The organism is Ectothiorhodospira sp. 9100 (assembly GCF_022227565.1).
Lineage (GTDB): Bacteria > Pseudomonadota > Gammaproteobacteria > Ectothiorhodospirales > Ectothiorhodospiraceae > Ectothiorhodospira > Ectothiorhodospira marina.
Map to the genome: position 1 here is coordinate 1 of NZ_JAJNAN010000049.1, position 20,980 is coordinate 20,980.

General features: G+C 62.8%; 18 protein-coding genes, 1 tRNA gene and 1 pseudogene. 11 read left to right on the forward strand and 9 right to left on the reverse strand.

Features of this window, described 5'->3' with window-relative positions; genetic code table 11:
• Positions 1-22: 22 nt before the first annotated feature.
• Positions 23-796 (forward strand): hypothetical protein, encoded by a 774-nt coding sequence (locus LPW29_RS12655; protein ID WP_238628316.1) that lies wholly within the window; start codon positions 23-25, stop codon positions 794-796.
• Between the two features lie 144 nt (positions 797-940).
• Here the strand turns inward: LPW29_RS12655 and LPW29_RS12660 are convergent.
• Positions 941-1,030: transfer RNA gene (locus LPW29_RS12660), tRNA-Ser, on the reverse strand.
• Positions 1,031-1,087: 57 nt separating this feature from the next.
• Here LPW29_RS12660 and mltF point away from each other — a divergent pair.
• Positions 1,088-2,548, forward strand: a complete 1,461-nt coding sequence (mltF, locus tag LPW29_RS12665; RefSeq protein WP_238628317.1) for a membrane-bound lytic murein transglycosylase MltF — start codon at positions 1,088-1,090, stop codon at positions 2,546-2,548.
• Here mltF and tadA read toward each other — a convergent pair.
• The gene (gene tadA / locus LPW29_RS12670) at positions 2,543-3,007 is read right to left on the reverse strand and encodes a tRNA adenosine(34) deaminase TadA (RefSeq protein WP_238628318.1); all 465 of its coding nucleotides are present in this window, start codon (positions 3,005-3,007) and stop codon (positions 2,543-2,545) included. The genes mltF and tadA overlap by 6 nt on opposite strands.
• Positions 3,008-3,076: 69 nt before the next feature.
• Between tadA and LPW29_RS12675 the strand changes: the two genes are divergently transcribed.
• Both LPW29_RS12675 and LPW29_RS12680 read left to right on the forward strand, forming a co-directional pair.
• Entirely contained in the window at positions 3,077-3,940 is an 864-nt protein-coding gene (locus LPW29_RS12675) for an HDOD domain-containing protein (RefSeq protein WP_370642768.1), read from the forward strand.
• A gap of 414 nt (positions 3,941-4,354) precedes the next feature.
• Positions 4,355-4,516, forward strand: a pseudogene (locus tag LPW29_RS12680) (Druantia anti-phage system protein DruA); the annotation flags it as partial.
• On the opposite strand, the gene LPW29_RS12685 reads toward LPW29_RS12680, so the two are convergent.
• The 6 genes from LPW29_RS12685 to guaB all read right to left on the reverse strand — a co-directional run bounded on the left by LPW29_RS12685 (position 4,447) and on the right by guaB (position 10,198).
• Entirely contained in the window at positions 4,447-4,995 is a 549-nt protein-coding gene (locus LPW29_RS12685) for a nucleotidyl transferase AbiEii/AbiGii toxin family protein (protein ID WP_238628320.1), read from the reverse strand. The pseudogene LPW29_RS12680 and the gene LPW29_RS12685 overlap by 70 nt on opposite strands.
• Complete coding sequence (locus LPW29_RS12690) at positions 4,979-5,983, reverse strand: type IV toxin-antitoxin system AbiEi family antitoxin domain-containing protein (RefSeq protein ID WP_238628321.1); 1,005 nt, start codon at positions 5,981-5,983, stop codon at positions 4,979-4,981. Before LPW29_RS12690 ends, LPW29_RS12685 begins: the two co-directional genes overlap by 17 nt.
• Positions 5,980-6,207: a hypothetical protein gene (locus LPW29_RS15785; RefSeq protein WP_443112357.1), complete on the reverse strand. Its 228-nt coding sequence runs from the start codon at positions 6,205-6,207 to the stop codon at positions 5,980-5,982. The genes LPW29_RS12690 and LPW29_RS15785 overlap by 4 nt, the downstream gene beginning before the upstream one ends.
• Complete coding sequence (locus LPW29_RS12695; protein WP_443112358.1) at positions 6,197-6,847, reverse strand: tyrosine-type recombinase/integrase; 651 nt, start codon at positions 6,845-6,847, stop codon at positions 6,197-6,199. The genes LPW29_RS15785 and LPW29_RS12695 overlap by 11 nt, the downstream gene beginning before the upstream one ends.
• Before the next feature lie 300 nt (positions 6,848-7,147).
• The gene (guaA, locus tag LPW29_RS12700) at positions 7,148-8,728 is read right to left on the reverse strand and encodes a glutamine-hydrolyzing GMP synthase (RefSeq protein ID WP_238628322.1); all 1,581 of its coding nucleotides are present in this window, start codon (positions 8,726-8,728) and stop codon (positions 7,148-7,150) included.
• 3 nt (positions 8,729-8,731) lie between these two features.
• Complete coding sequence (guaB, locus tag LPW29_RS12705) at positions 8,732-10,198, reverse strand: IMP dehydrogenase (RefSeq protein ID WP_090249621.1); 1,467 nt, start codon at positions 10,196-10,198, stop codon at positions 8,732-8,734.
• A gap of 96 nt (positions 10,199-10,294) precedes the next feature.
• On the opposite strand from guaB, the gene xseA reads away from it, so the two are divergent.
• Positions 10,295-11,632, forward strand: coding sequence for an exodeoxyribonuclease VII large subunit (gene xseA / locus LPW29_RS12710; protein ID WP_238628323.1), 1,338 nt, complete (start codon positions 10,295-10,297; stop codon positions 11,630-11,632).
• A gap of 417 nt (positions 11,633-12,049) precedes the next feature.
• Here xseA and LPW29_RS12715 read toward each other — a convergent pair whose 3' ends face one another.
• Entirely contained in the window at positions 12,050-12,829 is a 780-nt protein-coding gene (locus LPW29_RS12715; protein WP_238628324.1) for an HAD family hydrolase, read from the reverse strand.
• Between the two features lie 186 nt (positions 12,830-13,015).
• Between LPW29_RS12715 and dksA the strand changes: the two genes are divergently transcribed.
• The 6 genes from dksA to LPW29_RS12745 form a co-directional block, all read left to right on the forward strand.
• Entirely contained in the window at positions 13,016-13,471 is a 456-nt protein-coding gene (dksA, locus tag LPW29_RS12720; protein ID WP_090249613.1) for an RNA polymerase-binding protein DksA, read from the forward strand.
• Between the two features lie 88 nt (positions 13,472-13,559).
• A complete protein-coding gene (gene gluQRS, locus LPW29_RS12725) occupies positions 13,560-14,450 on the forward strand; it encodes a tRNA glutamyl-Q(34) synthetase GluQRS (protein ID WP_238628325.1) in 891 nt (296 codons plus the stop codon).
• Positions 14,451-14,545: 95 nt separating this feature from the next.
• Positions 14,546-14,725 (forward strand): hypothetical protein, encoded by a 180-nt coding sequence (locus LPW29_RS12730; protein WP_177169814.1) that lies wholly within the window; start codon positions 14,546-14,548, stop codon positions 14,723-14,725.
• Positions 14,715-17,675: an ATP-binding protein gene (locus tag LPW29_RS12735; RefSeq protein WP_090249606.1), complete on the forward strand. Its 2,961-nt coding sequence runs from the start codon at positions 14,715-14,717 to the stop codon at positions 17,673-17,675. Before LPW29_RS12730 ends, LPW29_RS12735 begins: the two co-directional genes overlap by 11 nt.
• Entirely contained in the window at positions 17,672-18,994 is a 1,323-nt protein-coding gene (locus LPW29_RS12740) for a sigma-54-dependent transcriptional regulator (RefSeq protein WP_238628326.1), read from the forward strand. Before LPW29_RS12735 ends, LPW29_RS12740 begins: the two co-directional genes overlap by 4 nt.
• Before the next feature lie 165 nt (positions 18,995-19,159).
• Positions 19,160-20,980, forward strand: a 1,821-nt coding sequence (locus LPW29_RS12745; protein ID WP_238628327.1) for a DUF294 nucleotidyltransferase-like domain-containing protein, incomplete at its 3' end; no start/stop codon positions are given.

A 20,980-nucleotide genomic window follows, 5' to 3' on the forward strand; every position in this document is an offset into this window, starting at 1 on the left:
ATAGTGTCCCACCGAGGGCGAGATGCTCTTATTACTGATTTTCCCGGTTCTCGTTGCGGGATTCTTTGCCTGCCATATCCACCCCATACACTCCTACAAGCTCCATCGATTCGAAGGCCAGTACCTCTACCTCAAGAGCGCAGAACTCGGTCTCAAGTGTTTCGCCATTGCCTTTGTCGTTGCCCTCGCTGCGCATTACTGGATCCCTGATGCTTTCTCGAACTCACGCTTCAGCGTCAATCTGACGCTTTCGGCGAGCCTGACGGACGCCATGTTGGTCATAGGGGCCAGGGATGAAACGGAAGCCTCGAGGCTTGCCTGGTTTTTCATACTGTCCGTTCTCACCTTCCTCTCTGCATTCACCACGAAAGCCTGGGGACATATCAGTCTTTGGCGCCGTTTTGGTACGTGGGACTCCAAGATCACCAAGATCTACGTAATTGGAGAGCTTCTGTCCGACAGCCCACTGGATGATCTTCTGTTCAAGCTTTCCCTCCAGAAAGACAAATATGTCATGCTCTCCATGGAGGATCGAAAGGTATACGTGGGAAAAGTCATTGACTTGGGTGAGCCGACCGAGACCAACGGGATGGATCAGGATATTTCCATTATGCCACTCATGAGCGGACACAGGGACAAAGACACACTCAGGGTGGAGTTTCACACCTTTTACGAGGACGCCGAGTCAGATATTTATCTTTCTCTCAGACAGGATGCAATCACTTCTGCGACAGAATTCGATTTCGAAGCCTACCGAAAACTGGGGCACGGGCGACAAATGAGACGAGACAGATGAGTCACACAAATCATCGTTCCGCGGCCAATGACGCAAAAAGGGGAAGCCAATCAGAATCGGCTTCCCCTTTTTCTTGCTACTGTGCTTCCTTACTACCGAGCCTGCGGACTGGGCTTTGCAGCGTGTTGCGCTCGGCGGGCATTATGGCGGAGAGGGAGGGATTCGAACCCTCGGTACGCTCGCGCGTACAACGGTTTTCGAGACCGCCCCGTTCGACCGCTCCGGCACCTCTCCTGACGGTCTGGGCTAAGTCAGGCATTATAGCCTATCCGCCCCTGTCTTTTTAAGCCCTTGAAACGCCGACGCCCCCTATTGACCCTGGCCCAGCGCATGGAGATTGTTGCCTTCCTCCTGCTGGTGACCATGACCCTGCTGTTTCTCTTCCTGCGCCCCGTGACCGAACTGGAGCGGGTGCGAGCCAAGGGCGAACTGGTGGTGGCCACGCGCATCGGCAACACCACTTACCAACCCTGGGGTAACGGCACCAGCGGCTTTGAATATGACCTGGCCTCGGCATTTGCCGAGCATCTGGGGGTGGAACTGCGCATCCTGGTGCCCGATCGCTTTGAGGCGATCCTACCTCTGGTGAGCGCCGGGCGGGCCGACATGGCTGCCGCAGGGATCACCATCACCCGGCCACGACTCAGCCAGGTGCGCTTCGGGCCCCGTTACATGCAGGTGACCGAGCAGTTGATCTACCGCAGCGGTGGGCACCGACCGGAATCCCTGGCCGATCTGGACGGTCGCCGTATTCTGGTGGTGGCCGGTAGCAGTCATGCGGCCACGCTGGCGCAGTTACAACCGCTCTACCCAGGGCTGCAATGGGAAGCAGTGGTGGACACCACTCCGGAGGATCTACTACGCCAGGTATGGGAGGGCGAGGCCGAACTCACGGTGGTGGACTCCATGGAACTGGCAGCCACATTGCGTTTTTTCCCGGAACTGCGGGTGGCGCTGGAACTGTCGGAGCCCCGGCCACTGGCCTGGGCCTTCAAGCGCAACGCGGACTCCACACTATTAAAGGAAGCGGAAGTCTTCTTCGAGCAGATCAGGGAGGACGGTCGTCTGGAACAGATTCTGGAGCGTTATTTCGGCCATGTGGAGGTGCTGGATTACGCTGGTATCCTCACCTTCATGCGTCGCATCCAGGATCGACTGGGACGTTTTGAGCCCCTCTTTCGCGAGGCGGCAGAGGCTCATGATATGGACTGGCGCCTGCTGGCCGCAATCAGTTACCAGGAATCCCACTGGGATCCCCGGGCCATTTCCCACACGGGGGTCCGGGGCCTCATGATGCTCACCCGGGCCACCGCCGGACAACTGGGCATTCAGGACCGCACAGACCCCCGCAAGTCCGTATTCGGCGGGGCGGAGTATTTCACCCACCTGCGCGAGCGCTTGCCCGACGACATTCAGGAGCCCGATCGAACCTGGATGGCCCTGGCCGCCTATAACGTGGGGCTGGGCCACCTTTACGATGCCCGCCGGATCACCCGAGCCCAGGGGGGGGATCCCGATCGCTGGGTGGACGTGATGGACCATCTGCCCCTGCTCAGCCAGCCTCAGTGGCACCGACAAACCCGCTATGGGTACGCCCGTGGATGGGAGCCGGTGCATTATGTGCAAAACATACGCAGTTTCTACGACATTCTCACCTGGCTCAATGGCAGTCGTGAAACGCTCGATGAACCCGCCCCCCCTCCTCCCCGCCGGGGCATAGCCCCGCTGGAGATCCTGCCCCCGGGCCTATGAGCGCCGCCCACGCCGTGTGCGAAAGAAATCCCGCAGCAAATCACCGCAGGCTTGAGCCAGCACACCGCCGGTGACCTGCAACCGGTGGTTATGCATGGGCAGGTTGACCAGATCGGCGGCGCTGCCAGCGGCGCCGGTCTTGGGGTCATGGGCGCCAAATACCACCCGCGCCACACGGGCATGGATCATGGCCCCGATGCACATGCCGCAAGGCTCCAGGGTGACGTAAACCGTGGTGCCCGGCAGCCGGTAGTTGCCTTCCCGCCGGGCGGCCTCGCGCAACGCCAGTATCTCCGCATGGGCCGTGGGGTCGGCCAGACCAATGGGCTGATTGCCGCCCTGCCCCAGGCATTCTCCCTCACGGACCACCACAGCCCCCACGGGCACCTCGCCATGTTCAGCCGCCTGCCGGGCCAGTTCCAGGGCCTGATGCATCCAGTGGGTATCCTGCGGATCCATGTCTGCGCTCCTTAGTCTCGATCTGATATGTCATACTGCAAGCTACTCATTCACTCGTTCACATCCCCCGTGAAAAGAAATCTCGATTCCAAAGAGATCGTCGACGAATTTGTGGCGGATCTTCGCGCAGACCTTCAGGGCAAGGGCATCCAGATTCCGACCCTGCCGGATGTCTCCATCCAGGCCCTGTTTACCATCAATCGCGAGGACAGCTCCATTGATGATGTCACCTCCGTGGTGGCCCGCGACACCGCCATGGCGGCGCGGCTGATCCGCTACGCCAACAGCCCCGTTTACCGGGGCTTGACCCGTTGCGCCACCATCAAGTCTTCCATCACCCGACTGGGGCTGGAGAAGACCAAGAATGTGCTGCTGTCGCTGGCCATGCGGGATGTATTCAGCACCGGTCACCGAGGCATCCGCCAACGCATGGAAACCCTCTGGGAGCACAGCGTGGAGGTGGCCGTGATCAGCACCCTATTGGCCCGTCGCCACCGCCACCTGGACCAGGAGGAAGCCATGCTGGCCGGCCTGATCCACGACGTGGGTGTGATCCCCATCCTGAACAAGGCCAAGAACGTGGATGTGATTGTCCAGAACGAGAAGCATCTGAACCTGATCATCGCCTCGCTGCACATGGCGGTGGGCAAGGCGGTGCTCAAGGCCTGGAACTTCGAGCAGGCACTGATCGACGTGGCCGCGGAACACGACAACCTGGGTCGGGATCCGGGGGATGAGGCTCCCATCGACTACGTGGACATCGTCCAGGCAGCCAACATCGAGAGCTATCAGTCCACCCGCCACCGGCTGGCTTCGGTGGACCGAATGAAGGTCGCCTCCCTGCGCCGCCTGGGGGCCACGCCAGAGGACCCGACACTGCCCTGGGACGAAGATCCGACCGCCATGCAGCAGATCAGCCGGATCTTTGTGTGATGAGCGGGTAATCATCCCCTCTCAATCATCAACGAAGGCTTTACCCCATTGAAGGTAAAGTTTTCATTAAAGGCTGATTTTGGACTTTACCGTCGCTTTTACCGTCAGAATCACCAGATCTTTGTTTACGCGGGTGATGCAGCGATTTTTCCGGCAGCGGTGTTTTTTCACACCATGATCAACCAGAAAGTATGATATCAGAGCCGCGCATACAGCACGACGGCTCTACCTCTGCGCGGCACGCCTTCCACCGGCGCACCAACTGGAAGCAGTCTACCTGTCTAGGGCTGCCCTGTACCCACATCTTCCGCTGGACAAACGCCTGCCGGGGCAGCGTGTCGAGCGGCGACTGGGTGAGCCGGTGGCGGCGCCGGTGGGCAAGTCACCGAGTTGGTGGATCTGGCCCTGGTGCGCGTGGACGATGCCGCGCATCGGGCCATCTGGAACGAGTTGATGGCGCGCGAGCACCCCCGCGGGATGGGCCCGCTGGTGGGGGCGCAGATGCGCTATCTGATCGGCTCGGCGCATGGCTGGCTGGGGGCACTGGGGTTTGCCGCCTCGGCGCTGCAGTTGGCGGCGCGCGATGAGTGGATCGGCTGGGATCGGGCCTTGCGCGAAGCACAGCGCCACCGGGTCGCACCGAAGGCCTGTTCCACCTCCGGCTGGACCACCATGGTGCGAACCGGATGTACCGCGCCGCGCATCACCGGGGTGGTTTCGATCTGCACCCGGGCACGGCCGCGGCTGCAGATCAACCGCGTGATGCCTCCGGTGTTTGCGCCACCCGATGTCTGCACTTGTAGCTGCAAAGGGCGGGCACGCAATGTCTCCGCCAACTGCTCCAATGCCGCCGATATCGCCGCCACGTCCGCCTCGAAATCCTGCACCGGCAACCAGGTCAGGTCGATATCGACCGACAGCCTCGGAAGATCGTGCTCGAACAAGTTGATGGCCGTCCCGCCTTTCAGGGCAAAGCGGGTTTCCTTTGCCAGCACCGGCAGGATATCCACCAGCAACTGCACCCGATCGCTGTAGCGTTTATCCCAACTGTTCATCGAGGTCTCCCGGCAGGGTGATCTGATATCGGGGATGCAGATGACCACCGGAAACCAGGGACCGTTTACCACGTCCGAGGTCTACACCATCGAGCGATAGATGCGAAAACCAGGCATGCCCATGGCGTTCGGCCAGGGCAAGAAACAAGCGCTTGGCCTTGATGCTGCGGCAATAGCTCAGCAACATTTCAAGCCGTTGTGGACGCAGGGTGGCCATGCCCTGCATCAATGCGTCGACCTCATAGACTCCACTGGCATCAGACGCCTCGTCACACAATTCCAACATGGCCCGCTCCGGTGTCGAACATACCAGCATCCCGCTCGGCGCTGCTTCACGCCGCTCCAGGCCTTGGTCCAGCAACGCCTGATCCGATGTCTCATCGGTAAGAGGAAGCACTGGCAGATCAAAAGGCCCCTTGCCGCAGTACTCGACACCTTCCACCAACGGCAACTTGCCCACCCACCCGGGCACACGATCCGGCCCGTAGAGGGTGATCACGGCAGCTTCGCCCAAGCGCAGGTAGTGCTCATGTCCCAACCAGGCCAAGGCAAAGCGTCCGCCGACATGCAGTGACAAACCCTCCATCCATTGCAGCGTCCGCACCACGCCTTCCCACCGCAGGGAGCCGCCTTTGCGCATGTACACGCCACGAGCCGGTGATACCAGCCAACCGCTGTCCACATAGCGGACCACCAGGCTGCTGGAATAGCCCTGCGCTCTTAACCACCGGCTGGAAACCACGCCGGTATCGCTGAGTCCAGCCAGCAGGCGGTTTAATTTACTCTCATTTTGGTCACTCATAGTGAGTAAAATACACTTTTTATAAACCCACGCCAATACCTGGTAGTTTAAATTATCCAATAAAGACTCACTTATAGTGACTTTATCAGGATTTTTATCAACTGTGCGGGCAGGTTCCTCACCTGCCCACAAGGGAATCGGGGCTTGCGTATTCTCCCCTACATGCGCTGTATAGGACGTATTCATACCGACGCCCTCAACGACGGCACCGACATGCTCGATGGCAGCAGCGTTGGCGTGTAGGTGTCGCCCTCCACCCAGGCATCAATCATGTTCGCCCACTCCTGCAACATGTGACGACGCTGCTCGGCATACTCCGCCTTGTTGTACACGGCGCGTGACGAACGGTTGTCCTCGTGGGCCAGCGCCTTCTCGATCCAGTCGCGACTGAAACCAACTTCATTGAGCAAGGTGGAGCCGGTACGGCGCAGGTCGTGAACCGTGAACGGTTCCAGGTGTAAAGGTGGCGATAGAGGCAGGGCTCACCTCCTCAGCCGGGTTGGGCACTTTCTCGCCGTGCATGATGGCGTGACCGTAAACCTGCTTCACGATGTCGCGCACAATGATGGCGGTGGCTGGTGCCCCACGCTTTTTCACCTTCATGCACAGGGCCCGCAGATCATCGGGTGAGATCTCCATCAGCAGGCGGTTCTTGAAGGCCGGCAGGATATCGCGGTCAATGACGTGCTTACGCATGGACCGAGTGCTGTCGGCCATGCCGGAGGCCTCCAACCACACCTCGGTGAATTCCGCGAACGTCTTGGCACGGGACAGACGGCGTTTCTCCCGCTGCTTCTCCTGGGCGGGAGAGCGTCCTTCCTCCACAGCCTTGCGGGCATCCAGCAGACGATCCCGCGCCAGAGCCAGGGAAATACCGCCCGGCCCGTAGCGACCCAGGGTGAGGGTTTCGCGGCGGCCATTGAGGCGGTAGTCGTAACGGAAGGTGACGGTGCCGACCTTCGACACCGTCACGTACATGCCGTCGCGGTCGGAGACCTTGTAGGGCGCGGCTTTGGGCTTGAGTTTGCGTAGTGCTGTATCGGTCAACATATCAGGTTTCTCCTGTGTTTTTGCGGTTTGTTACCGTCAAGGGTCAGGAGCCCTGATGATTTCCCTAAGTTCTTGATTTCAAAAGAAGTCAGGGCGTAGTTTTACCGTCATGCCGAAAAAAGGCATGACGGTAATTGGGAGAGTCTTAATTCCGGGAATTTGCGATACCGTCGCTTTTACCGACAAATGTTTCTGCTTGCCGCCGATAGCCACCGATAGGTAATGAGACATAAATTTATATAAATCATTAAGTTACGCCACATTTCCGATAACCGCCGATAGTCCCCGAAAGACCTTATTTCACTCCCACTCGATGGTCGCCGGCGGCTTGCCGGAGATGTCGTAGGTGACCCGGGAGATGCCCTTGATCTCGTTGATGATGCGGCGGGAGACCTTGTCGAGGAACTCATAGGGCAGGTGGGCCCAACGGGCGGTCATGAAGTCGATGGTCTCCACGGCGCGCAGGGCCACCACGTAGTCATAGCGGCGACCATCGCCCATCACGCCCACCGACTTCACCGGCAGGAACACCGCAAAGGCCTGGGAGACCTGATCGTACAGACCGGCGGCGCGCAGCTCCTCGATGAAGATGTGGTCAGCACGACGCAGCAGGTCCGCATATTCCTTTTTCACCTGCCCCAGGATACGCACCCCAAGCCCCGGCCCCGGGAAGGGATGACGGTAGACCATCTCCGTGGGCAGGCCCAGCTCCACGCCGATGCGGCGCACCTCATCCTTGAACAACTCCCGCAGGGGCTCCACCAAGCCCAGCTTCATGGTCTCGGGGAGTCCGCCCACGTTGTGGTGAGACTTGATCACATGCGCCTTGCCGGTCTTGGAGCCGGCGGACTCGATCACGTCCGGGTAGATGGTGCCCTGGGCCAGCCAACGGGCATTGGTCAGCTTGCTGGCCTCCTCGTCGAAGACTTCCACGAACAGGCGGCCGATGATGCGGCGTTTTTCTTCCGGGTCCGCCTCTCCTTCCAGGGCCGACAGGAAGCGATCCTCGGCATCCACGCGGATCACGCGCACGCCCATGTGGCGGGCGAAGGTGGCCATCACCTGGTCACCCTCCTGGTGTCGGAGCAGGCCGGTATCCACGAACACGCAAGTGAGCTGGTCACCAATGGCCTTGTGCAGCAAGGCGCCCACCACGGAGGAATCCACCCCACCGGAGAGACCCAGCACCACGTGGTCATCTCCCACCTGCTCACGCACGCGGGCAGTCATGTCGTCAATGATGTTGCCCGCAGTCCAGAGGTTTTCGCAGCCACAGATATCGTGCACGAAGCGGGACAGGATGCGTTGCCCCTGGGTGGTGTGAGTGACCTCCGGGTGGAACTGCACGCCATAGAAGCCCCGGGCCTCGTCGGCCATGCCGGCGATGGGAGCCGACTCGGTGGAGGCCATGAGCTTGAAGCCCTCGGGCATCTGCGTGACCCGGTCACCATGGGACATCCACACATCCAGCATGCCGAAGCCTTCCGGCGTGTTGTGATCCTCGATATGGGTCAGCAGCGGTGTATGGCCGTGGGCGCGCACCTGGGCATACCCGAACTCCCGGTGATCCGACCCCTCCACGCGCCCCCCCAACTGGGCGGCCATGGTCTGCATGCCGTAGCAGATGCCGAGCACCGGCACGCCCAGCTCGAACACGCACTGGGGCACGCCGGGCGGATCGCTTTCGTGCACCGACTCGGGGCCACCGGAGAGGATGATCCCCGTGGGGGCGAAGCCCCGAATGGCGGCCTCATCCATGTCCCAGGGATGAATCTCCGAATACACCCCGGCTTCGCGGATGCGCCGCGCAATGAGTTGGGTGTACTGGGAACCGAAATCGATAATCAGAATGCGGTAGGCGTGGATATCGGCAACGGTCATGGATCAGTCCATCCGGTAGTTGGGGGCTTCCTTGGTGATGGCCACGTCGTGCACGTGGCTCTCACGCATCCCCGCCGCGGTCACCCGCACAAAACCAGGGCGCGTGCGCATCTCTTCGATGCTGGCGCAGCCCACGTAACCCATGGAGGAGCGCAGCCCGCCCACCAGTTGATGGATGATGGCGACAATGGTGCCCTTGTAGGGTACCCGCCCCTCGATCCCTTCCGGCACCAGCTTGTCCACGTTGGCATTGCCTTCGTTGTCCTGGAAGTAGCGATCCGAGGACCCTTGCTGCATGGCGCCCAGCGAGCCCATCCCCCGGTAAGACTTGTAGGAGCGGCCTTGGTAGAGTTCCACTTCCCCGGGGGCCTCCTCGGTACCGGCAAAAAGACTGCCCAACATCACTGAATGGGCACCGGAGGCCATGGCCTTGGCAAAGTCTCCAGAGAACCGCACGCCCCCGTCGGCAATCAGCGGTACGTCCGTGTCCTTGAGGGCCTGGCGTACATTATCGATGGCCGTGACCTGGGGCACACCCACACCGGCCACGACGCGCGTGGTGCAGATGGACCCGGGGCCAATCCCCACCTTGACCGCATCGGCGCCCGCATCCACCAGCGCACGGGCGGCTTCGCCGGTGGCGATGTTGCCCCCCACCACCTGCACATCCGGGAAGTGCTTCTTCACCCAGGCCACACGATCCAGCACGCCCTGGGAGTGTCCATGGGCGGTGTCCACGATCACCGCGTCCACGCCCGCGTCCACCAGCGCCTCGCAACGCTCCTCGGTGCCGGCCCCCACGCCCAGGGCCGCCCCCACTCGCAGACGTCCCTGGGCGTCCTTGCAGGCAATGGGGAAGTCGGTGGATTTCTGGATGTCCTTCACGGTGATCATGCCGCGCAGGTGAAAGTCGTCGTTCACCACCAGCACCTTTTCGATCCGGTGTTCATGCAGCAGATGCTGCACCTCCTCACGATCGGCCCCCTCACGCACGGTGACGAGGCGCTCCTTGGGCGTCATGATCTGAGAGACCGGCGCATCCATCCGGGTCTCGAAACGCAGGTCGCGACTGGTGACGATGCCCACCAGATCCTTGCCATTGACCACGGGCACGCCGGAGATGTCATTGGCACGGGTAATGGCCAGCACATCGCGAATGCTGGTATCGGGGGTCACGATGATGGGATCGACAATCACCCCGGTCTCGTATTTCTTGACGATGCGCACCTGCTGCGCCTGCGCCTGAATGCTCATGTTCTTGTGAACGATGCCGATACCGCCCTCCTGGGCGATGGCAATGGCCAGGCGGGCTTCGGTGACCGTGTCCATGGCGGCCGACACCAGGGGAATGTTCAGAGTGATGCCGCGGGTGAACCGCGTGCTGAGGTCGACTTCCTTGGGCAATACCCTTGAGTGAGCGGGTAGCAGAAGGACGTCGTCGAAGGTGAGGGCTTCCTGGACGATGCGCATGACGATTCTCGGGAGGGACACGGTGATTAATCTTCCCATTATAAGGATGCGACGGGGGGTGGTAAACCTGAGTGCTGTGGTTGTATCTTCACGCGCATGCCCCCGATCCTTACCGTCTCTGCCCTGAACGAAGCCGTCCGCGCCGAACTGGAAGGCAGCTTTCCGCTGATCTGGGTGGAGGGGGAGCTCTCCAACCTGGCCCGCCCCGCCTCCGGGCACCTGTATTTCTCGCTCAAGGACAGCGGTGCTCAGGTTCGCTGCGCCCTGTTCCGCAATCGCGCCCGCCTGCTGGGATTCCGCCCCACCGATGGCACCCAGGTGCTGGCTCGGGCCCGGGTGAGCCTGTATGCGCCCCGCGGCGACTACCAGTTGATCGTCGAGCACATGGAGGCATCCGGCGACGGCGCCCTGCGCCGGGCCTTCGAGGCCCTGCGGCGCCAACTGGAGGCCGAAGGGCTGTTCGACCCGGCGGCGCGACGCCCCCTGCCCGCCTTCCCCCGGCGCGTGGGTGTGGTTACCTCCCCCTCCGGCGCTGCCATCCGTGACATCCTTTCGGTGCTCCGGCGCCGTTTCCCCGCCCTGCCGGTGCTGATATTCCCCGTGCCGGTGCAGGGCACCGAGGCCGCCCCGGCCATGGTGCGGGCTCTGGAGCAGGCCGCGCATCAGGGCAACTGTGATGTGCTCATCCTGGCCCGAGGTGGCGGCTCACTGGAGGATCTGTGGGCCTTCAACGAGGAATCGGTGGCCCGCGCCATCCGCGCCTGCCCGGTGCCGGTGGTCAGCGGTGTGGGCCATGAAACCGACGTGACCATTGCCGATTTTGCCGCCGACCTGCGCGCCGCCACCCCCTCAGCCGCCGCCGAACTGGTGAGCCCCAATGGCCAGGACCTGATTCAGCGCGTGGCGCATCAGCAGGCGCTGCTCCAGGAGCGCATGAATCGTCGGCTCCACGCGCTTCGTTTGCAGCTTCAGACCCTGGAACGCCACCTGCGTCAGCAGCATCCCGAACGACGACTGCAGGATCGCAGCCAGCGCCTGGACGAGCTGGAACAGCGTCTGCGTCAGGCCATGGTGCGTCGACAGCAGGACCAGCGCGCCCGGCTGCAGGTGCTCTGGTCCCGCCTGCAACGCACCTCGCCGGCGGCCCGCGTGCTGACCGGACAGGAACGCTGCGAGCAGTTCTCGCAACGTCTGCACCGGGCCATGGACCTGCGCCTGGAACGCCTGAACACCCGCCTCACCGGCAATGCCCGCACCCTCCACACCGTCAGCCCCCTGGCCACCCTGGGCCGGGGCTACAGCATCCTGGCGGATGAATCCGGCCAGGTGATCCGCACGGCCAGCCAGGTTCAGCCAAATCAACGCCTGCAGGCCCGCCTGGGCGAGGGTGAAATCCACTGCCGGGTGGAAAAGCTCCGGGAACCTTCACCATGATCAAGCCCCTCTCCCCCGAGGGGGAGAGGGGTTGGGGTGAGGGGCGAGGATCGGCACGGTGCCTGCCCCAACCCCCTCATCCCCAACCCTTCTCCCCCGAGGGGGAGAAGGGAGTGTTTGTCGCTGAACCTTGCTCCTTTCACGTCAGCCTCCGTAGGACTGACCCCGTCTACCGGGAGGCCTCTCGAAAAAGACTCCGATGCGTCCGGGCCTCGGGGGGAGCGGATTCCTGTAAGCGGGCTTCAGCCGCAGGAAGCGGCTGCAGAGCCTACAAGGATGTATTCATGGCGTCCCGCTGGAAGGAAGCCGGTCGCCCCGAGGTCCACTCCGGCCTCTGGCATGGATGCACAGCCGAGGGCTCAGCCATTCGCGGCCAAGGGCCGCTCCCACAAGGGCTGCGGCAGGGGACGGCCGGCCTCAGGGGTGTGCCGCACGCCGTTCATGCAGGGCCTGCAGCCAGGACAGGGTGACAACACCCTGCTCGGGCCTCTCCCCGCGCAGGACCTGACAGGGCCGCCCCGCTTCACCCAGGTGATCCAGCACCGCCAGGGCGCCGGTGAAATCCTCATCGGCCGTGTACTCATTCACCGTCACCACCGTCCCGATACCCGCCCCGTGAGCGGCCGCCAGGCCATGACCCGAATCCTCAATGGCCAGACATTCCTCCGGCGCCAGGTCCAGCCCTTCCAGCACATGGTGGTAGATATCCGGGGCCGGTTTCTTGTCCGGCACCACATCCCCGGCGCCGATCACCTTGAACCAGCCAATGGCGGACTCACCCAGATTGGCCCGCAGCAAACCCTCCACATTGGCCGGCGAGGTGGTGGTGGCAATCGCCAACCTCACGCCCGACTCCCGGGCCTCATGGAGCAGACGCGAGACGCCCGGACGCAACGGAATATGCCCCTGCTCCAGCATGGCCGCGAAGCGGGCCGTCTTGCGGGCATGCAGCCCCGCCACGAAGGCATCCATGTCTTCGGGTGGCTCAAATGTGGGCGCATCCTGCTTGAGGAAATAACGGATGCGCTCCTTGCCGCCGGTCACGGCCAGAAGCCCCGCGTAGCGCTCCACCGACCAATGCCAGTCCAGCCCAGCCTCGGCAAACGCCGCGTTGAAAGCAACGCGATGCCCGTCGCGTTCGGTGTCCGCCAGCGTTCCGTCCACGTCCCAGATCAACGCCTTGAGTGAATGACTCACCGGTATTCCCCTCTGGTCGACTAACGATGCCCGGAAGATTACTATGTCAATCCACGGGCAGACACCCGGGGCGCCCGCGCCCATCCACGCCCGCCGGGGCTTCATGCAACCGGTTTTTAGCTTGCACCCCTGGGGATTCTCTGGTATCTACATTCGCCTTTTGGACAGTCAGGAGTGTGCGCAGCGATGGCCTCCAGCAGCAATCAGCCCAATAAATCCGGCAAGATGTCCCGACCGGATGATGGAATTGCCCCTTACCAGCCCACGGAGGGCGAGGAGTACATGAACCGGGATCAGAAGGAGCACTTTCGCAACATCCTTCTGGCCTGGCGCCAGCAGCTCATGGAGGAAGTGGACCGCACCGTAGGTCACATGAAGGAAGATGCCGCCAATTTCGCCGACCCGGCCGACCGTGCCACCCAGGAAGAGGAATTCAGCCTGGAACTGCGCACCCGCGACCGCGAGCGCAAGTTGATCCGCAAGATCGAAGAGGCGCTCACGGATCTGGATAACGGCGACTACGGTTACTGCGAAGCCTGTGGCGTCGAGATCGGCATCCGTCGTCTGGAAGCCCGTCCCACCGCCACCCTGTGTATTGACTGCAAGACCCTGCAGGAGATCAAGGAAAAGCAGATGGCCTGATGCACCCCGACGCCCCACCTGCGGGTTGGGGCGTCGGATGCCGCGCACTGAAGCTCCCGCGCGCCTTGTCGCGCCCAAGACCGTACGCTTGAACCCCGCCTACACAGGTCGTTTCGCCCCCTCCCCCACTGGCCCGCTGCATTTCGGCTCCCTGGTCGCGGCCGTGATTTCCTGGCTGGATGCCCGCGCCCACGGCGGCACGTGGCGGGTTCGCATGGAAGACCTGGACCCTCCCCGGGAAGAGCCCGGCGCCGCCGATCGCATCCTCCGCACCCTGGAAGTCCACGGCCTGCATTGGGATGGACCGGTGCTTTACCAGAGCACCCGGCTCGACGCCTATGCCGACGCCATGCAATGCCTGCGGGATCGGGGCTGGGCTTATGACTGTGGCTGCACCCGTCGGGAGATGGCTGCCCTGGCCCAACCAGGGCTGGAAGGCCCGGTCTATCCGGGCACCTGTCGCGACGGTCTGCCCGCCGGCAAGTCGCCCCGGGCCCTGCGGGTCCGTACGCACGATGACCCCATTCGTTTTTGCGATCGAGCCCAGGGCGAGGTATGTCAGCAACTGGCAAGCCAGATCGGTGATTTTGTCATTCGCCGGGCTGACGGGCTCACGGCCTATCAGCTGGCCGTGGTAGTGGACGATGCATTCCAGGACATCACGCATGTGGTTCGGGGCATGGATTTGCTGGCTTCGACGCCACGGCAGATTCATCTGCAACGTTTGCTGGGGTATCCCACACCCATCTATCTGCATCACCCGGTGGTTCTGGATCACGGGGGTGCCAAACTGTCCAAACAGACCCACGCCCCGGCGGTGGATGATGCCACGCCGGGGGAGAACCTGGGACGGGCACTGGATTTTCTGGGGCTGGGAGGGGCTGAGGCCGGGGTGAGTGTGGACAGTCTGCTGGAAGAGGCCCGGGAAAAGTACGTTCCCTCACCCCAACCCCTCTCCCGCAAGCGGGAGAGGGGCTAGAGCACTCCCGCTTGCCGCAATCCCTCTGTTACTTGGCCAAATCAACCTGCATCCGGCATGCTTACGCCCTGCCACCCGTTACCATTGGTTACACCATGTCGGCCCTGGACAAGACCCTCATCCTGTTTCTGTTGGGCGTGCTGCTGTTTGCCTCGCCCTTGGTGGACTGGTGGTCGCGACCGGGGATGCCCTGGTATCTGCCCTATCTCCTCTGGGGCGGACTCATCGGGTTGGGGATTCTGATCCAGCTGGGACGTGGGCGTCATGATCTCTGAGATCGGCGTGCTCTATGCAGCGGGCGTGGCCTATCTGGCCCTGCTGTTCTTCATCGCCCACGCCACTGAACGTGGCTGGTTGCCCACCGCTCTGGTGCGCCATCCCATGGTGTATGTGCTCTCCCTGGGCGTGTATGCCACCACCTGGACCTATTACGGCAGTGTGGGCTTCGCCCAGAGCGAGGGCTACAACTTCCTCACCATCTACCTGGGAGTGACCCTGGCCTTCATCCTGGCCCCTTTGTTGCTCGCCCCCATCCTCAGACTGGTACGCGACTACCAGCTCACCTCCCTGGCGGACCTGTTCGCCTTTCGCTATCGCAGCCAGTGGACCGGGCTACTGGTCACCCTGTTCATGCTGGCCGGGATCCTTCCCTACCTGGCCCTGCAGATCAAGGCGGTGACCGACTCGGTTTCGGTACTCACCCAGGAGGCCCCGCCCAATCTGCTGGCCCTGGGTTTCTGCGCCACCCTGGGCCTGTTCGCCATCCTGTTTGGCGCCCGCCACATCACCCCCCGGGAAAAACACGAGGGCCTGGTGGTGGCCATTGCCTTCGAATCCGCCGTCAAACTGGTGACCCTGCTGATGGTGGGGGCCTTTGCCCTGCTGGGCATCTTTGGCGGCTGGGGTGGGCTCAATACCTGGCTGACCGAACACCCCGAGGCCCTGGAGGCACTCTATTCCCCGGTCAGCGAAGGCCCCTGGTTCACCCTCATACTGCTCGCCTTTGCCGCCGCCTTTCTGCTACCCCGGCAGTTCCACATGCTGTTTGTGGAAAACATGGATCCCCACGCCCTGCGCGTGGCCACCTGGGGTCTGCCCCTGTTCCTGCTGCTGCTCAACCTGCCCATCCCACTCATTTTATGGGCCGGTCAGGCCGTCGCCCTGGAAACCCCCGCCGACTATTTCGTGCTGGCCCTGCCGGTAGACGGTGGCGCGGGCTGGCTGGCCCTATTCACCTTCATCGGCGGAGTCTCCGCCGCCAGCGCCATGATGATCATCACCACCCTGGCCCTGGCCGCCATGTGCCTGAATCACCTCATCCTGCCCGCCCATGTGAATCAACAGACCCTACCCCAAAGCAACCTGTACGGTTGGTTGCTTTGGGGGAGGCGGTTGCTGATCCTGCTCATCATTGCCCTGGGCTACGGCTTTTACTGGCTGCTGGAGTTCAACCAGGGCCTGGTGCAGGTGGGGCTGATCTCCTTCGTGGCCGTGGCTCAGTTCCTGCCCGGTTACCTGGCCCTGCTGTTCTGGCCGCGCGCCACCCGCATTGGCTTCATTGCCGGCCTGCTGGGAGGCATCACCGTCTGGGTGCTGGCACTGATCATCCCGGTCATCCACGAGTCCGGCCTGCCCATGATCAACTTCAACCTTGCCGTATTCATGGGCGCCGAGGACGAAAACCGCTGGGCCTTTGCCACCTTCTGGTCACTGGCCGTGAACAGTGTGCTGTTCGTGATCGGGTCCTTGCTGACCCGGCCGACCCGGGAAGAGACCGAGGCAGCCCAAGCCTGTCGTCGGGAACAATTCTCACCGACCGGGGTGAGCGCCGATGCCCGCAATGTGGCGCAACTGGAGTCTCACCTGGCCCAGGTGATCGGCCCCCAGACGGCCCACCTGGAGATCCAGCGGGCCCTGACAGACATGGGCATGCAGCCCTCGGAAAAGCGCCCCGGCGAGTTGCGCCGACTGCGCACCCATCTGGAGCGCAATCTCTCCGGGTTGATGGGCCCACTGCTGGCACGGATGATCGTGGATAACCAGCTGAACGTGGCCCCCCAGGCCCAGGTGGCCCTGGCCGACAGCCTGCGGTTCGTGGAGGAACAACTGGAGCATTCCACCGTGCGGCTGCGCGGCCTGGCGGCGGAACTGGACACCCTGCGCCGCTACCATCGGCAGGTGCTGCATGAACTGCCTCTGGGCGTCTGCTCCATCGACCCGGGGGGAGACATCCTCATCTGGAACAACACCATGGCCATGATCTCCGGCATCGAGGCCGCGCATGCCGTGGGTCAGCCCCTGAATGCCCTCAAAGACCCCTGGGAGGGGGTGCTGCGTACCTTCATCAATGGCGATGACAAGCACCTGTACAAACTGCAGATCTCCGTGGATGGCCGCTACCGCTGGCTCAATCTCCACAAGGCCGCCATTGAATCCCCGACCCTGGGCCACTCGGCCACGCATGGTCTGGGGGGCATGGTGGTCCTGGTGGAAGACCTCACCGAGTTGCACAACCTGGAGAGCGAGGTGGCCCATAATGACCGTCTGGCTTCCATTGGCCGCCTGGCCGCCGGCGTCGCCCATGAGATCGGCAATCCACTCACCGGCATCACCTCGCTGGCCCAGAACCTGCGCTATGAGCAGGACCCCGCCGAGGTGGACCTGACCGTCAAACAGATCCTGGAACAGACCCGGCGCATCAATGACATCGTGCAGTCACTCATCACCTTCAGTCATGCGGGCGAGGCACCGCGGCCCCTACCGGTGGCGGTGAACCTGAACGCCTGCGTGGATGAGGCGCTGCAGCTGATCAAGCTCAGTGACGTGGGTCGCGAGGTCACCTGCATCAATGAGGTGCCCAAAGATTTGAAGGCCCGCGGCAATCATCAGCGATTGCTGCAGGTCTTCGTGAACCTGGTGAACAATGCCCTGCAGGCCTCAAGCCCAGGCGACCGCGTTGCCATACGTGGCAGCCGCCTCCCCGGAGGTGTGGAAATCCACGTGGATGACGAGGGCGCCGGCATCCCCTCAGGCCTGCTGGACCAGATCTTCGAACCCTTTTTCACCACCAAGCCGCCGGGGGAAGGCACCGGCCTGGGGCTATCGGTGGTGTACAGCATCATTCAGGATCATGGTGGCCTGGTGTATGCCGACAGCCATGCCCAGGGAGGCACGCGCTTCAGCATCCGACTGCCGGCCATCGAAGAAGAGGAGACCATGGCTTGAACCGCATTCTTATCGTCGAGGACGAGGCGGTGATCCGCCGTGCCCTGGGGCGTCTGCTGGAGCACGAGGGCTACCGGGTGGCCGAGGCGGACAGCCTTTCCCAGGCACAGGTGCAATGCCAGCAGACATGTTTTGATCTGGTCATCAGTGACCTGCGGCTGCCTGACGGCGAGGGCATCGCCATGGTGGACCACTGCCCGCAAACGCCCGTACTGATCATGACCAGCTACGCCAGCGTACGCTCGGCAGTGGAGGCCATGAAGCACGGGGCGGCCGACTACATCGCCAAACCCTTCGATCACGACGAGATGCTGCTGTGCGTGGCCCGCATCCTCAAGCAGTATCAACTGGAGCGTGAGAATGCCCACCTTCAGTCCCAGATCGGACAGGCCTACCCGGTGGAAGGCATGGTGGGGGAATCCCCCGCCATGCAGCAGATCTGCAAGACCCTGGAGAAGGTGGCGCCCACCGACACCACCGTGTTGATCCGGGGCGAGTCGGGGACGGGCAAGGAACTGGTGGCGCGGGCCATTCACAAGAAGAGCCACCGTGCCCAGGCCCCTCTGGTCTCGGTGAACTGTGCCGCCATCCCCGAGGGCCTGCTGGAATCAGAACTCTTTGGTCACGAGAAGGGGGCCTTCACCGGCGCTGCCCAGACCCGCCAGGGTCTGGCCGAGGCGGCCGACAGCGGCACCCTATTCCTGGATGAGATCGGCGAGCTGACACCGGCTGCCCAGTCGCGCCTGCTGCGCGTCTTGCAGGATGGCGAGATCCGTCGGGTGGGGGCCACCGGCAGCCGTCAGGTGGACCTGCGCCTGTTGGCCGCCACGCATCGGGATCTTGAAACCATGGTCCGTGAGGGGAGTTTTCGGGAAGACCTGTACTATCGGTTGAAGGTGATGGAAGTGACCCTGCCCGCCCTGCGCGAGCGCCGAGAAGACATCCCGCGGCTGGCGGAATTCCTGCTGGATAAGGCCTGTCGGCGGCTCAAACGCACCCTGGTCAACCTGGATGCGTCAACCCTGGAGGCCATGCAAGCCCATACCTGGCCCGGCAACGTGCGCGAACTGGAGAACGCCATCGAACGAGCCGTCATCCTGGCCGATGGAGATCGCATCAAGCCCGAGCACCTGGCCCTGACCCCACCGGTGGACAAGAGCGACCCGGGCCACAGCAGCCTGGAGGACTATTTCCGGCGCTTCGTGCTGGACAACCAGGCCCATATGACGGAAACCGAGCTCGCCCGTCGCCTGGGCATCAGCCGCAAGGCCCTGTGGGAGCGTCGCACCCGGATGGGGCTTCCCCGGCCCAAGGGATGAACGCGGAGCCGACCCCGGTTCGACGCTACCAAAGGTAACACCCGTTACCCCAGGTAACACCTCGTCACACCACCCCCTTCCCTAACCCCTTGTTTCTACGAGTAACACCCACCAGGCACGATCTCTGCATAACCGGTTGTACAGCCACGGTTCATCCGGTTACGCATGCATACAGACCACAACAACGGCAAAGAACGCCCTCAGGGTGTACTGATCCCGGTGATGGAGTTCCTGGGGCGGCATTCGCCGTTCGACCAGATGGATCTCGTGCACCTGGAATTTCTTGCCAAGCGTCTCAAGCTGGTCTTCTATGCCCGCGATGAGCAGGTGACCGCACCCCAGATGGGGCCGGCCAACCGCTTCTACATCATCAAGCAGGGCCGGGTGCTGGGCGAACCGGTGGACGATGACGGTCATGTCATCAGCACCGCCTGGGAACTGACCCCGGGGGAGTGCTTCCCCGTGGGCGCCCTCGTGGGGCGGCGTGCCGTGCGTACCCGTTACCGGGCGGCGGAGGATACCTTCTGCTTTGAACTGGACCGGGAAGACTTCAATAAACTGTTCAAGATGTCTTCCGAGTTCCAGGACTTCTGCACCCGCCGTCTGGCCAACCTGTTGGACAAGGTGCGGCGTCAGGTGCAGGCCAGCGCCGCCGCCGGACTGGGTGGCGATACCTCACTCAATATCACCCTGGGGGAACGCATCCGTCGCGACCCCGTGGTCTGCCGGCCCGAAACCCGTATCCGCCAGGCGCTGCGGACCATGGACGATGAGCGCGTGGGTAGCGTGGTCATCACCGATGACGATCGACGCCCGCTGGGGGTGTTCACCCTGCACGATCTACTCAACCGGGTGTCCCTGCCCGAGGTCGGACTGGACGAACCCATCAGTGCCGTGATGACACGGGACCCGATCACCCTGCCCCCCAAGGCATTTGCCTTTGAAGCGGCCATGCTCATGGCCAGCCACGGCTTCCACCACTTGTGCATCGTGGAGCGAGGCCGCCTCACCGGTGTGATCTCCGAGCGGGATCTGTTCTCCCTGCAACGAGTGGGCCTGGTGAATCTGAGCCGCTCGGTCAGTGGTGCCGAGGACGTGGCGACGCTGGCTCGCCTGGGCCGGGACGTGCACCTGCTGGTGGGGCAGATGATTGCCCAGGGTGTGCGCGTGGATCAGATCACCCAGATCATCACCCTGCTCAACGACCAGATCACCCGCCGGGTCATCCAGATCTGTCTGCAGGATGAGGGGTCGGATATCCCCGAATTCGACTGGCTGGCTTTCGGCAGCGAAGCCCGACAGGAACAGACCCTGAAGACGGACCAGGACAATGGCATCGTCTTCGTGCCCCCCGAAGGCATGACCGCCGATGCAGCCCGGCAGCGTCTGCTGCCCCTGGCCCAGCGCATCAATGAGGCCCTGGACCAGTGCGGCTATCCCCTGTGCCGGGGTAATGTGATGGCCTCCAACCCCGATTGCTGCCTCACGCCCGAGGAATGGCGTCAACGCTTCACCCAATGGGTGGATCAGGGCACCCCCAAGCATCTGCTCAACGCCAATATCTATTTCGATTTCCGGGTCATCCTGGGCAACGAGGGCCCCGCCGAGGAACTGCGCCAATGGTTCCTGGAAAAGACGGCAAAGAACAGCCGGTTCCGTCGCCAGATGGCCGAGAACGCGCTGCGTCTGCGCCCCCCCCTGGGACTGCTGGGGGACTTCAAGGTCAGCTCACGGGGGGATCACCCCCGCAGCCTGGACATGAAGGTGAACGGCGCCACGCCCATCGTCGATGTGGCCCGGATCTATGCCCTGGCCCACCGCATCCCGGAGGTGAACACCAGCCGGCGCCTGGAGGCCTGCGTGGAGGCCGGCGTGCTCAAGCGCGAGGACGTGGCCGCCTGGCTCAATGCCTATCACTACATTCAACTGCTGCGCATGCGCACCCATCAGGAACAGGCGCAGGCGGGGCAGACACTGAGCAATTTC